Origin of the sequence: Cobetia sp. 29-18-1 (assembly GCF_029846405.1) — a bacterium.
In the GTDB taxonomy this organism is placed as follows: Bacteria; Pseudomonadota; Gammaproteobacteria; order Pseudomonadales; family Halomonadaceae; genus Cobetia; species Cobetia amphilecti.
This window is the reverse complement of sequence record NZ_JARWKS010000024.1, coordinates 45124-58278: the sequence shown is the minus strand read 5'-3', so window position 1 is coordinate 58278 and position 13155 is coordinate 45124. Positions and strand designations below refer to the sequence as shown.

The 13155-nt window shown below is 64.0% G+C and carries 8 protein-coding genes; 3 read left to right on the top strand and 5 right to left on the bottom strand.

The genetic code is table 11. The annotated features are described in order from the left end of the window. Window positions 1-241 precede the first annotated feature (241 nt). The gene (gene cobA / locus QD208_RS15775) at window positions 242-1228 is read right to left on the bottom strand and encodes a uroporphyrinogen-III C-methyltransferase (RefSeq protein ID WP_279837391.1); all 987 of its coding nucleotides are present in this window, start codon (window positions 1226-1228) and stop codon (window positions 242-244) included. Continuing rightward, window positions 1197-4061, bottom strand: coding sequence for a molybdopterin-dependent oxidoreductase (locus QD208_RS15770; RefSeq protein WP_279837390.1), 2865 nt, complete (start codon window positions 4059-4061; stop codon window positions 1197-1199). Before QD208_RS15770 ends, cobA begins: the two co-directional genes overlap by 32 nt. A gap of 840 nt (window positions 4062-4901) precedes the next feature. Here QD208_RS15770 and QD208_RS15765 point away from each other — a divergent pair. From QD208_RS15765 to nirD, 3 genes are read left to right on the top strand one after another with little or no spacing between them, the layout of a single operon-like run. Next, window positions 4902-6335, top strand: coding sequence for an FAD-dependent oxidoreductase (locus tag QD208_RS15765; protein ID WP_279837389.1), 1434 nt, complete (start codon window positions 4902-4904; stop codon window positions 6333-6335). Beyond that, window positions 6332-8983 (top strand): nitrite reductase large subunit NirB, encoded by a 2652-nt coding sequence (gene nirB, locus QD208_RS15760; RefSeq protein ID WP_279837388.1) that lies wholly within the window; start codon window positions 6332-6334, stop codon window positions 8981-8983. Before QD208_RS15765 ends, nirB begins: the two co-directional genes overlap by 4 nt. Beyond that, window positions 8980-9444: a nitrite reductase small subunit NirD gene (nirD, locus tag QD208_RS15755; protein WP_279837387.1), complete on the top strand. Its 465-nt coding sequence runs from the start codon at window positions 8980-8982 to the stop codon at window positions 9442-9444. Before nirB ends, nirD begins: the two co-directional genes overlap by 4 nt. Before the next feature lie 468 nt (window positions 9445-9912). On the opposite strand, the gene QD208_RS15750 is transcribed toward nirD, so the two are convergent. The 3 genes from QD208_RS15750 to QD208_RS15740 form a co-directional block, all read right to left on the bottom strand. Next, a complete protein-coding gene (locus QD208_RS15750; RefSeq protein ID WP_082388929.1) occupies window positions 9913-10914 on the bottom strand; it encodes a branched-chain amino acid ABC transporter permease in 1002 nt (333 codons plus the stop codon). A gap of 1 nt (window position 10915) precedes the next feature. After that, window positions 10916-11803, bottom strand: a complete 888-nt coding sequence (locus QD208_RS15745) for a branched-chain amino acid ABC transporter permease (protein WP_043334657.1) — start codon at window positions 11801-11803, stop codon at window positions 10916-10918. 107 nt (window positions 11804-11910) lie between these two features. Next, window positions 11911-13092 (bottom strand): ABC transporter substrate-binding protein, encoded by a 1182-nt coding sequence (locus tag QD208_RS15740; protein WP_279837394.1) that lies wholly within the window; start codon window positions 13090-13092, stop codon window positions 11911-11913. Window positions 13093-13155 lie beyond the last annotated feature (63 nt).

Genomic DNA, 13155 nt, shown 5'->3' with positions numbered 1-13155 from the left:
TCTTTCACCGCTGGTAACGCCATGCGTCCCCGGCAGCGGATGCGTACTTTACGCACGAACCGCCGTGAGGGCAAGGGCTTTTTGGCAGTAATGTCCAAAACAGTGCAAAGCGGGCCCATGCGTTTCTCTAGCGCCATCAGGACGACATCTCGAAGGGCATCACATGGAGCGCCCTATATACAGCCACTTTTCTATCAGCGCTTCCAGCGCCACCCCATCAAGCGCACCTTCCCCCCCCCTCTCAACACGCTTCTTCGAAAACTTCCCTGCAAGACATGTGAGCCGCTGCATGCGCGACGGTATCGGCCAGCGCACTCTCTCGCCCCGCCGCCATCTGGCAGACACTGCCCACGATGATTAGGCACGGTGTCGGCAATGGATGCTCGGCCAGACGACTCACCATATTGCCGAGCGAGCCGTGCAGAGTCTGCTGCTCGGGAAGGCTGGCATTGGCGACCAGCATCATCGGCCAGTCCGCCGGCAGTCCATGACGCTGCAACTCATCACAGATCACCTCGAGACGATTGAGCCCCATATAGAAGAGAAGCGTTTCATCGCGACGCGCCAGCTGCTGCCATTCAGGCTGCTCACTCTTGCTGCAGAGCTGAGCGGTCACGAAACGCAGACGCTGTGCATGCGCCCTGTCCGTCAATGGCATCCCCAGGGCAGCGGCCGCACCGGAAGCCGCGGTGATGCCCGGCACGATATGACGCGTGATGGCCGCATCATCGAGGGCCGCGAGCTCTTCCCCCATGCGGCCGAAGACACCAGGGTCACCGCCCTTGAGGCGCACGACTCGCATGCCCTCACCTGCCAGGCGCACCATCAGCGCGCCGATCTCATCCTGCGGCACACTATGATTGCCGCAGGCCTTGCCGACGTAGTAGCGCTCACAGTGCACCGGTAGCTGAGCGAGAATCTCATCGCCGACCAGGCGGTCATAGACCACCGCATCCGCGGCATTCAGCATTCGCCAAGCCTTGAGCGTCATCAGGTCCGGATCCCCCGGCCCCGCGCCCACCAGCGCGACCTGCCCTGGAAGAAACGCCTCCCAGGCGGGAGAAATCCCGTTGGCATCGCTGCGCGTTGGCGCCTGCCGATTCTCGCCACGCCACTCGCGCCGCGACATCAGGCCGTCGGTCAGCCGTGCCATGAGAATCCCGAGAGACTCTACACTGCTGGATAGCGACATCAGGTCACGCCATTTCCAACGAATCAGTCCGCTCATCGGATCGCTCCTCTTCCACAAGACGTTTGAGTTCAGGCAGGCAGGAACCGCAGCGAGTGCCGCAGGCCAGTCGCGCGCCCAGGGCTTCCACGGAACCGTCACCGGACTGGATGGCCTGGCGAATGGTCAGCTCGCCGACCTGATGACAGGCGCAGACCATCGCCCCGACATCCGCCTGCCCGGAGAGACGGCCGGCCAGCAGGCTGCGCCGCTCATGCGCGGAGAGCTGCTCTGATGCGAAGCATTCGCCCAGCCAGGCGATATTGGGTTGGCGATCGAGGTGTGCGTCACCCGGCATCACCTTCAGCCACCAGACAAGGCGTCCATCACGAAAGCCCGCTGCGCTGATGCCCCCTTGGGCGGCGTCCTGTGCCCAGAGCCCCGCCGGGACACCCAGATGGCTTTCGCACCAATGCTGCCAATCCGGCTGCCCCTGACCTGCCAGCTGGTAGCGCACCAATGCCGATTGCGGAATACGCGCCCAGTAGCGTCCATCGAGCTGGGCCACGGCATCTGCCAGATCCTCACGCCCGGCCAGGATGGAGGGGGCGATCAACAAGGTGGCTTGCCACTCGCATGGCAATGGAGCGACCTCGACCGCGCCATGCTTGGATTCCGGCTGACCGGAGAAGGGATCGACGAGCCCCGCCAGCAGCGCACCGGCTCGGGCATGACTCGCGAAGTGGTCGCTCCAGTGCATCGGAATGAACACCTCACCGCGACGCTGACCACTGCTGATGCGGACGCGAGCCCGATAATCTCCACGCAGCCCGCCCTGCTCATCACGCCCCTTGAGCTGCGCGAGACCGCCATCCTGCAAATCGCGAGCCGCCGCATCCTGCGGATGAAGCTCCACGAAAGGCTCGGCACGATGATTCATCAGGCGAGCACTGCGCGCGGTGCGCGTCATGGTGTGCCACTGATCACGGATACGCCCGGTATTGAGGCGCAGCGGCGCCGCATCGCTCAGCGCCTGTTGCGGCAATTGCGGTACCACGGGCACCAGGCGTGCGCGCCCATTGGGGGTATTGAAGGTGGCATCCTCGAACAGGCGCGGCGTGCCGATCAGCTCGCCCTTTTCCCCACGGCGTACCGGCCACTGGATCGGCTTGAGCGCGTCGTAACCCGCGCGATCCAGCTCCGCCAGCGGCGCGATGTTGAACAGCCGCTTGACCGAGGAGGTCGCCGATGGCTTGCGACCGGCCTTGAGACGCGGCGCAGAATTGCGAAACCCCGAGAGGCGGGCGTGCTCACGAAAGATCGCGTGGGGCCCCGAGTAGTCGAAAGCCTCCTGATAGCCCATGCGCTTGCCGACCTCCGCCAGCTGCCACCAGTCATGACGCGCCTCACCCGGCGGAGTGAGCAGGCCACGCTGGCGCGAGATGCAGCGCTCGGAGTTGGTGACGGTGCCATCCTTCTCGCTCCAGCTGCTGGCCGGCAGCACCACATCGGCGTACGCCAGGGTGTCACTGTCGGCCATGCACTCGGAGACGATCACCAGCGGGCAGGCCGCCAGCGCCGCACGCACTCGTGCGCTATCCGGCAGGCTCACCGCCGGGTTGGTCGCCATGACCCACAGCGCCTTGATCTCGCCACGCCCCAGCGCCGCGAACAGCTCGACCGCCTTGTGACCAGGCCCCTCGGGCAGGTTCGGTGCCTTCCAGAACTCGCTGACCAGCGCCCGCGCGCCCGGCGTGTCGTAATCCATATGTGCCGCCAGCTGGTTCGCCAGGCCACCGACTTCGCGACCGCCCATCGCATTGGGCTGCCCGGTGATGGAGAACGGCCCCGCCCCCGGCAGCCCGATCTTGCCGCCCGCCAGATGGCAATTGATGATCGCATTGCCCTTGTCGGTGCCACTGGTCGATTGATTCACGCCCTGGGAGAACAGCGTGACCACGTGCAACTGGGTGGCGAACCAGTAATAGAAGGTCTCGAGACGCTCCACATCGATATCGCAATCCCGCGCAATCGCGGAAAGCGAGCAGTCGTCACGCTTCGCCTGCTTGAGCGCCGCATCGAAACCCTGGGTGTGAGCCTCCAGATAGAGGCGATCTGTGCGTCCGCGCTCGGCCATATAGGCCAGCAAGCCATTGAAGAGGCGCGCATCGCTGCCGGGGCGAATGCCCAGATACAGGTCCGCGATCTCGCAGCTGTCGGTCAGACGCGGGTCGATCACCACGATACGCAGCAAGGGATTGTCGATACGCGCCTGCTTGAGGCGCTGGAACAGCACCGGGTGATTCCAGGCCAGATTGCTGCCGACCAGCACCACCAGCTCGGCACGCTCGAGATCCTCGTAGCTGCAAGGCACGGCGTCTGCTCCGAAGGCACGCTTGTGCGCCACGACCGCCGAGGCCATGCACAGCCGCGAATTGGTATCCAGGTGCGGCGTGCCGATGAAGCCCTTGAACAGCTTGTTGGCGAGGTAATAGTCCTCGGTCAACAGCTGCCCCGACAGATAGGCGGCGATGCTGTCCCCACCATGGGTGCTGCGCAGCTCACCGAAGCGAGCGGCGATCAGCTCCAGCGCCGTATCCCAGCTCACCTCTCGCAGCACGCCTGCGGCATCGCGTATCTGAGGCTGCGTCAGACGGCCGCTGGATGACAGTGTCTCGGCAAGCGCAGACCCCTTGACGCACAGACGCCCGTAATTGGCCGGATGGTCGTTGTCGCCGCTGACGGCGGTGATCCTGCGCTTGAGCTCACCGCCCTCCTGCGTCCGGGTTTCCAGCTCAAGTGACACGCCACACCCGACACCGCAATACGGGCAGGTCGTCGAGGCGCTGCAGGAGGAAGACTCACTTGTGCTCTGGGGCTTGCTGGCCTGCATCGACATCACTCCCTGGTGCAGTAAGCATGAAAAAAGGCGCCTGATGACCCGCCACGTAATGTGCGGTCATCAGGCGCCTTTGCCTGTCGTTGTCAGTCCTGGTCTGCCCTGCAGACTGACAATGGAACTGATGGTGAATACGATCTCGCCATGCCGATGGGTGCGCAATCTCGTCTTCGAGACGTCGACATGGCGTGCATGATTGAAGAGCCGCCGTTGGCCGGTTCGCGAGTCTCGCAACAGTGAAGCTTGCCGAGTCACGAACCCTCAATCAGGTATCACACCAATGACCTGACAGACGCACTTAACAGACCAACCCTGACCAATCATCATAAATAACAATTACTTGGCCGCCATAATCTACCGATGCAGGAGCCGAACAGCGCGAGACGGCCAGCGCCAGGCACTACTGACGCACCAGCCATGTGCATCAGCGCATGCGACTGCACCAATCCCTGCCTTGATGCCTCCCGCAACCGCGACCGACTCTGCCATGGCAGGACAGCGCCTCGAGCCTCTTCAACTGCAAGTGAATGAAAAATAGCGACTTTCTCTGAAGCGGCACCGAATTCGCCTGAGTATCGGCAGGTTGGGTCAATGACGACCCCGAATCGCAGGTCTCGCAGCGCATCACTCCGATGAGTGACATGCAGCAGCCAACGGTCCGCCAGACCTGCCGCAGTTGCGGGTGACAGCGACATCGTCACCTGAAGCTGCAACTCGCTATCCAATGCTTAGCCCTCATCTTCCAGGCAAAGGCGCCTGCTTGACGTCGTGATCATCACGGCGGCAAGCAGGCGCTTTTTTTATGCGTCCAGAACGTCAGCGCAAGGAGGCAGAATGCATCCGTCATCTACCACCCGCGAGCCTACGCCAGCACTGGTCATCATCGGCCACGGCATGGCGGCGCAGAAGCTGCTGGAACAGCTGGTCTCGCTGAGCCCTGATCAGCAGCTTCCCTGGCCGGTCACGGTGATCGGCGAGGAGCCCCACCTCCCCTACAACCGCATTCAGCTCTCGCCGCTATTGGCCGGCGAGACACGAACCGAAGGCCTGATCAGCCAGCAGGCCGACTGGTTCTCGCGGCACGCCATCACACGGATCAGCGGCGATCCCGTCAGCCAGATCGATCGCACCGCCCGCTGTGTCGAGACCGCCAGCGGTGGCCGCATCCCCTATCAGCGGCTGGTGATCGCGACCGGCTCACGGCCGGCGCTGCCCCTGCCTCTGCCCGCTCACCTGCCAGAGGCGTCGTCCGCCAATGGCTGGCCGCCGGGACTGATGGGCTTTCGCGACCTGAAGGATGTCGAGCAGATGCAGGCCGCCTGTCTTGCCGGACGGCAGGCGGGCGCCGGCGCACTGGTCATCGGCGGCGGGCTGCTCGGACTCGAGGCCGCCGAGGGCCTGCGCAAGGGTGGCCTTGAGGTGACGCTGCTGCAGCGCAGCGAGCGCCTGATGAACCGTCAACTGGATCAGGTCGCGGCCGGACTGCTGGAGCAGGAGCTTCGCGAGCGCGGCCTCGACATCATCACTGGCGCGCACCTCGAAGAGTGGCTCGAGTCCCCGGCGGGCCGCATCAGCGGCGTGCGCCTCACGGATGGCCGCGAACTTCACGCCGGACTGACCATCGCCGCCACCGGCATTCGCCCCGAAATCGAACTTGCGCGTGCTTCAGGGCTGGCCTGTCAGCGCGCCATCCAGGTCGATGGCCATCTGCTCACGAGCGATCCGCACATTCATGCGCTGGGCGAATGCTGTGAGGTGGATGGCGAGACCTTCGGCCTGATCGAGCCCATCTGGGCGCAGATCGAAGTGCTCGCCCGCCAGCTTCTCGCGCAACCGACTCCGCCCTATCGCAATGCGCCACTGGCGACGCGCCTCAAGGTCAGCGGCATCGACCTCTATAGCTGCGGCGAGCTTGCCCCCCAGCCGAATGACGAGGTGCTGGTCTATCAGGACCACGCCCTGGGCGACTACCGCCGACTGCTGCTGCGCGAGGAGCGCCTGGTCGGCGTGGTGCTCTACGGCGACGTCAGTGCCGGCAACGCCCTGTTCGAAGCGCTCAAGGCCGGCACGCCACTGGCCCGGATTCGCGAAGACCTCCTGCTGATGCCGGCAGAAGCCCTGGCAGGACTGACCCAGGACGGCCCGCCGACGGCGCCCGATGACCCCAGCGGCAAGCCGGGCACTCAAGACATGACAGACCAGCATCGTGATCGCGACACCACAGACAAGACCGACAACACCCCTGACACCTTCGAGGAGGCCGCATGAAACACCTGATCATCATCGGCAATGGCATGGTTGGCCATCACTGCGTCGAGCAGCTGATCGCACTGGGCGCCACCGCGCACTACCAGATTCATGTCTTCGGCGAAGAACGCCACATCGCCTACGACCGCGTGCATCTCTCGGAGTATTTCACCGGGCGTGATGCCGAATCTCTCGCGCTCGGCACCGCCGACGACTACCGCAAGGCGGGCGTCACCCTGCACCTCGACGAGTGTGTCACCGCCATCGACCGCGATGGCGGCCATGTCATCACCTCGCGCGGGCGCTACCCCTACGACAGCCTGGTGCTGGCGACCGGCTCGACCCCCTTCGTGCCGCCCATCCAGGGCCTTGGTGAGCCGGGAAGCGAGGCCGCCGCCAGCAATCGTCTGGTCTACCGCACCCTGGAGGATCTTGATCAGATTCGCGCTGCCGCCGATGGCAAGACACACGGCGTGGTGGTCGGCGGTGGCCTGCTGGGGCTGGAAGCCGCCAACGCCCTCAAGTCACTCGGCCTGGAAGCGCATGTCGTCGAATTCGCGCCACGCCTGATGCCGGTGCAGCTGGATGAGGATGGCGGCCTTGCGCTCAAGCAACACATCACTGCGCTGGGCGTGGGGGTGCACCTCAATCGCGCCACCACCGACATCGTGCCCGGCGAGCACCATCAGTGGCGGATGAACTTCTCCGATGGCGAGTATCTGGAGACCGACCTGATCGTGTTCTCTGCCGGCATCCGCCCTCAGGACGCGCTGGCACGCAGCGCCAGCCTCGAGATCGGCGAGCGCGGCGGCATCATCATCGATGACGAATGCCGCACCTCAGACCCGGAAATCTTCGCCATCGGCGAGTGCGCCCTGTGGCAATCGCGCATCTTCGGTCTGGTCGCGCCGGGCTATCAGATGGCCCGCGGCGTGGCGTCCCTGCTGGCCGCCAGCGCTGGCGATGCCGCAAGCGCCTCTCAGGAGAGCTTCCGCTTCCAGGGCGCCGACATGTCCACCAAGCTCAAGCTGCTGGGCGTGGATGTCGGTTCCATCGGTGACGCCCACGGCAAGACCGAGGGCGCGATCAGCTATCGCTACTGTGACGAGGCCGACGGCGTCTATCGTCGCCTGATCGTCTCGCAGGACCGCAAGCAGGTGCTGGGCGCGGTGCTGATCGGCGACAACTCGCGCTACGACACCCTGCTGCAGTACGTCACCAATGGCATCGCGGCGCCCAAGGACCCGGCGGCACTCATCCTGCCGGATGCCAGTGGCGAAGCCATCACGCTGGGCGCGGATGCCCTGCCCGACAGTGCCACGCTGTGTTCCTGCCACAACGTCTCCAAGGGCGATGTCTGCAGCGCCATCGATGCCGGCAACAGTGATCTGGGCGCCATCAAGGCCTGTACCAAGGCCAGCACCGGCTGCGGAGGCTGTGCGGCGCTGCTCAAGAAGGTAGTGGATGCCGAGCTGGAAAGTCGTGGCGTCGAGGTCGATCGCTCACTGTGCGAGCACTTCGCGCACACGCGTCAGGAGCTCTACTCGCTGGTGCGCGTCGAAGGCATCGAGACCTTCGCCGAGCTGATGGCCAGCCACGGCCGCCATCCGGATGCCCTGGGCTGCGAGATATGCAAGCCGGCGGTGGGCTCGATTCTGGCCTCGTGCTGGAACGCGCCGATCACCGAGTCCTCGCACATTCCGCTGCAGGACACCAATGACACCTTCATGGCCAACATGCAGAAGAACGGCACCTATTCCGTGGTGCCACGCATCCCCGGCGGCGAGATCACGCCGGACAAGCTGATCGCCATCGGCGAGATCGGCAAGCGCTACAACCTCTATACCAAGATCACCGGCGGTCAGCGTATCGACCTCTTCGGTGCCCAGCTGCATGAACTGCCGGACATCTGGAGCGAGCTGATCGCCGCCGGCTTCGAGACCGGCCACGCCTACGGCAAGTCCACCCGCACGGTGAAATCCTGCATCGGCAGCACCTGGTGTCGCTATGGCGTGCAGGACAGCATGGCGATGTCGCTGACGCTGGAAGACCGCTACAAGGGCCTGCGTTCCCCGCACAAGCTCAAGTTCGCCGTCTCCGGCTGCACCCGTGAATGCGCCGAGGCCCAGAGCAAGGATGTCGGCGTGATCGCCACCGAGAACGGCTGGAACCTCTATGTCTGCGGCAACGGCGGCATGCGCCCGCGTCATGCCGAGCTGTTCGCGACCGACCTGGATGACGAGAGCCTGATCCGCACCATCGACCGCTTCCTGATGTTCTACATCCGCACCGCCGACCGCCTGCAGCGCACCTCCGTCTGGCGCGAGGGCCTCGAAGGCGGCCTCGACTATCTGAAAGAGGTGATTCTCGAGGACAGTCTGGGGCTCGGCGAGACCCTCGAAGAGCAGATGCAGCAGGTGGTGGACCGCTACGAATGCGAATGGGCCAATGCGCTCAAGAGCCCCGAGAAACTCAAGCGCTTCCGCAGCTACGTGAATGACCAGCGCCCGGACCCTGACGTGGTCAATATCGTCGAGCGCGACCAGATTCGCCCCGCCAGCCGCGATGAACTGGCCAGTGGCAATCTGATCATCAGCGACGGTGGCGCCCGCGAAGCAGTGGCAGAACATCAGTCAACGACCCACCTGGCCACGGAGGTACGCTCATGACATCGCCTGCACTCGCCACGACATCTACCGATCCGCTCTCCAGCCCGTCCTCTGCAACACAGGACACCTCTGCCGCGGCACAGACGCCGCTACGCTGGGTGACACTCTGCCAGCGCGAGGACCTGGTGCCGGGCTCCGGCGTGGCCGCCTGGCTTGAGGCGGACGGCCAGGTCCGCCAGATCGCCCTGTTCACGCTGCCGGCCACAGCCGACAGCGACGACCTCACGCTGTTCGCCATCGACCATCATGATCCGGTGTCAGGCGCCAACGTGATTGCCCGTGGCCTGCTGGGTGATCACGCCGGAGAGCCACTGGTGATCTCGCCACTCTACAAGCAGCGCTATCGACTCAGTGATGGCCAATGCCTGGACGACGACACACTCGCATTGACGGTGTGGCCTGTGCGTCTGGCTGGCGGCGAGGTACAGATACAGTGCCAGCGGGCAGACGATGCCTGCTAGCCAAACCCGCTATCCACACCCGCTATCCACACCCGCAAGCCACATAAGTTATTGATGACGTACGGATATGCTCGAAAAACGGCACGCATTTGGTGCACAACCATGCTGCAACGCACCATGAATCGCCCAACAGCGCGCACGGCTCGACTCATCTGACCGCCACCTGGCAGCCCACAAACAGGCACCAATACCTCAAGCCATTGTTTTTATTGGGAATACCAAAAAGCTGGCATCGGGCATGCAATCTATACAGCGAGATGGCAAATGGCGGCTATCTCGCATGGCGTGCTCATTGCTGAGTCGAGGATCCGGGACCGGCGTATCCCCCTCGATATACAATGGCATTTAAGTCCACCCTATTTGGGGTGGACTTTTTTTATGCCAGCAGACAGCGGCAAGTCATTGATGTCTTTGCTTCAGAGCACGATGGGCCGCTCACTCCTTCTTGCTGATCTCGCTTCTCGCCACTCATTTTTCTTCCCGCTGCTGACGACGCGCGATCCAGCGCTGACATTCACCGATGATGCCGCTGCGGAAGCTGAGCACGCAGACCACGAAGATGGCGCCCAGAATCACGCTGACCCAATCCCCCAGCGCGGATTGCGCCAACTGATGCTGCAGCCCGATGACCAGCCCGGAGCCCACCAGTGGCCCGAGCAGCGTGCCGACGCCGCCCAGCAATGTCATCAGGATCACCTCCCCCGACATGTGCCAGCTGGCATCACCCAGCGAGGCGAGCTGGAACACCAGCGTCTTGGTCGCTCCCGCCAGGCCTGCCAGCCCCGCCGACAGCACGAAGGCCACCAGCTTGTAGGCATCGGTGTGATAGCCCAGCGAGATGGCGCGCGGTTCATTCTCGCGGATGGCCTTCAGCACCTGACCGAAGGGGGAATGCACCACGCGCCGGATCAGGGCAAAGGCCGCCACGAAGATCGCGAACACGAAGTAATAGAGGGTGTGGTTGTTCGCCAGATCGAACACGCCGAACAGCTCACCGCGCGGCACGCCATGCAGGCCATCTTCCCCGTGGGTGAACGGCGCCTGGATGAAGAAGAAGAACATCATCTGGGCCAGGGCCAGCGTGATCATCGCGAAGTAGATGCCCTGCCGTCGGATGGCCAGCGCCCCGAACAGCGTCCCCAGCACTACCGCGCCGAGCGTACCGGCCACGATGCCCAGCGCCGGACTCAGGCCCGGGTATTCCGCGAGCAAGAAGCCGGTGATATAGGCGCCCGTGGCCAGGAAGGCGGCATGCCCGAAGGACAGCAGCCCCACGAAGCCGAGCAGCAGATTGAAGGCGCTGGCGAACAGCGCAAAGCACAGAATCTTCATCAGAAAGACGGGATAGGCGACCCAGGGTGCCAGCAACCCGAGCAGGAACAGCACGAGATACAGCACGCCCAGCGGGGTGATTCTGCGCGGCGCGCTGCCTGCACGCGCGGCCTGGTGATCCTGTTGCAGTACGGCCATGTCAGGCCTCCTTTCCGAACAGCCCGGCAGGGCGAAGCATCAACACCATCACCATCACCACGAAGATCACGGTATTGGCAGCCTCGGGATAGAACACCTTGGTCAGCCCCTCGATCAGCCCCATCGCGAGCCCGGTGAGGATGGCACCGAGAATCGAGCCCATCCCGCCGATGACCACCACCGCGAACACCACGATCAGCAGGCTCGAGCCCATGGTCGGCGAGACGGGATACAGGGGCGCGGCCAGCACGCCGGCGAAGGCGGCAAGCGCCACACCGAGTCCGTAGGTCAGCGACACCATCAAGGGCACATTGATGCCGAAGGCCTGCACCAGCTCGGGATTCTCGGTTCCCGCGCGCAGATAGGCACCGAGGCGCGTGCGCTCGATCAGGAACCAGACTCCGAAGCAGACCACCAACGCCGCCACCAGCACCCAGGCGCGGTAGGTGGGCAGGAACATGAAGCTCAGCTTGAAGCCGCCACTCAGCGCCTCGGGGATCGGATAGCTCGACCCCGAGACACCGAACAGATTCACCAGCGTGCCCTCGAAGATCAGCGCCAGCCCGAAGGTCAGCAACAGGCCATAGAGGTGATCAAGATGCTGGATGCGCCGCAGCAGCAGACGCTCGACCACGATGCCCAATGCTCCCACCACCAGCGGCACCACGATCAGCGCCGTCCAGTAGTTGAGCCCCAGATATTGCGCTCCCAGCAGCGCCGCGAAGGCGCCCAGCATGTACTGGGCACCATGCGCGAAGTTGATGATGCGCAATAGACCGAAGATCACCGCCAGCCCCAGGCTCAGCAATGCATAGAAGGCACCGTTGATCAGCCCCAGCATCAGCTGACCGAACAGCACCATCAGGGGTATTCCAAAAATCATGGTCATCCGCACATTCCTTTTCAGCGCCCATTCGCGTCAGCCGCTCGGCACTGCCGATCATCCGACCGGCAGCGCCATGCCATACGCCTCAGCGACTCGACTGACGTTCGGCTTCAGCCCTTGACCAGCTCGCACTGGCTGTCCGCCAGCGGTCGGTAGGCTTCAGCGCCGGGAATGGTGCGGATCACGTCATAGACATCCCACTCGCCTTGGGAGTCGGAGGGCGCCTTGACCTTGACCAGATACATGTCGTGCACCATGCGCCCATCGGCACGGATGGTGCCGTTGTTGGCGAACATGTCGTTGACCGGCGTCTCGCCCATCTTGGCGCGCACGGTGGCGGTGTCATCGCTGCCGGTGGCCGCGACCGCATTCAGGTAATGCAGGGTGCTGGAGTAGATACCGGCCTGCACCATGGTCGGCATGCGCTCATTGCGCTCGTGATAGCGCTGGGACCAGGCACGTGTCTCGTCATTGAGGTCCCAGTACCAGCCGGTGGTGAGCTGCAGCCCCTGCGCCACCTCAAGCCCCAGGGCATGCACGTCATTGAGGAAGATCAACAGCCCCGCCAGCGACTGCCCGGCCTGCACCACGCCGAACTGGCTCGCCGTGGTCAGCGCATTGACGGTGTCCGACCCGGCGTTGGCCAACCCGACGATCTTGGCCCCGGAGCCCTGCGCCTGCAGGATGTAGGAGGAGAAATCACTGGTCGGGAACGGATGACGTACCTTGCCGACGATGGTGCCGCCGTTCTCGTTCACCACCTTTTCCACATCGCCTTCCAGGGCATGACCGAAGGCGTAGTCCGCGGTCAAAAGGAACCAGCTATCGCCGCCTTCATCGACGATCGCCTTGGCCGTGCCATGCGCCAGCGGGTAGGTGTCATACACCCAGTGGACATGATTGGGCGTGCAATGCTCATTGGTGATGCTGGAAGCCGCCGAGCCGGAGACGATTCCCAGCGTGTCCTGTTCGGCGAGAATCCGCGTCACCGCGATGCTCACCGATGAGGCCACCAGTCCGGCGACCATGTCGACATTCTGCTGATCGATCCAGCCGCGCACCGTATTGGCGCCGACATCGGCGCTGTTGCGGTCATCGGCACTCAATACCTCGATCGGCATGCCGTTGACGCTGCCGCCGAAGTCCTCGACCGCCATCTTGAGCGCATCGAGGCCGCCCGGTCCTGCCAGGTCACGATAGGTGCCCGACATGTCGGCCAGATAGCCGATCTTGATCACGCCGTCGCTGATATCGGCCTGCGCGATTCCCGCCGACAACAGTGACCCCATCATGAGCGCGGACAGCGGCAACAGGCGCCGGCGAGTGGCCGCCGTGATGCGGCGTGACAACGGTGA

Excerpts from the sequence above, each read along its gene's own strand:
- cobA (WP_279837391.1), bottom strand. The coding sequence starts at position 1,228 with ATGAGCGGACTGATTCGTTGGAAATGGCGTGACCTGATGTCGCTATCC.
- QD208_RS15770 (WP_279837390.1), bottom strand. The coding sequence starts at position 4,061 with ATGCAGGCCAGCAAGCCCCAGAGCACAAGTGAGTCTTCCTCCTGCAGC.
- QD208_RS15765 (WP_279837389.1), top strand. The coding sequence starts at position 4,902 with ATGCATCCGTCATCTACCACCCGCGAGCCTACGCCAGCACTGGTCATC.
- nirB (WP_279837388.1), top strand. The coding sequence starts at position 6,332 with ATGAAACACCTGATCATCATCGGCAATGGCATGGTTGGCCATCACTGC.
- nirD (WP_279837387.1), top strand. The coding sequence starts at position 8,980 with ATGACATCGCCTGCACTCGCCACGACATCTACCGATCCGCTCTCCAGC.
- QD208_RS15750 (WP_082388929.1), bottom strand. The coding sequence starts at position 10,914 with ATGGCCGTACTGCAACAGGATCACCAGGCCGCGCGTGCAGGCAGCGCG.
- QD208_RS15745 (WP_043334657.1), bottom strand. The coding sequence starts at position 11,803 with ATGACCATGATTTTTGGAATACCCCTGATGGTGCTGTTCGGTCAGCTG.
- QD208_RS15740 (WP_279837394.1), bottom strand. The coding sequence starts at position 13,092 with ATGATGGGGTCACTGTTGTCGGCGGGAATCGCGCAGGCCGATATCAGC.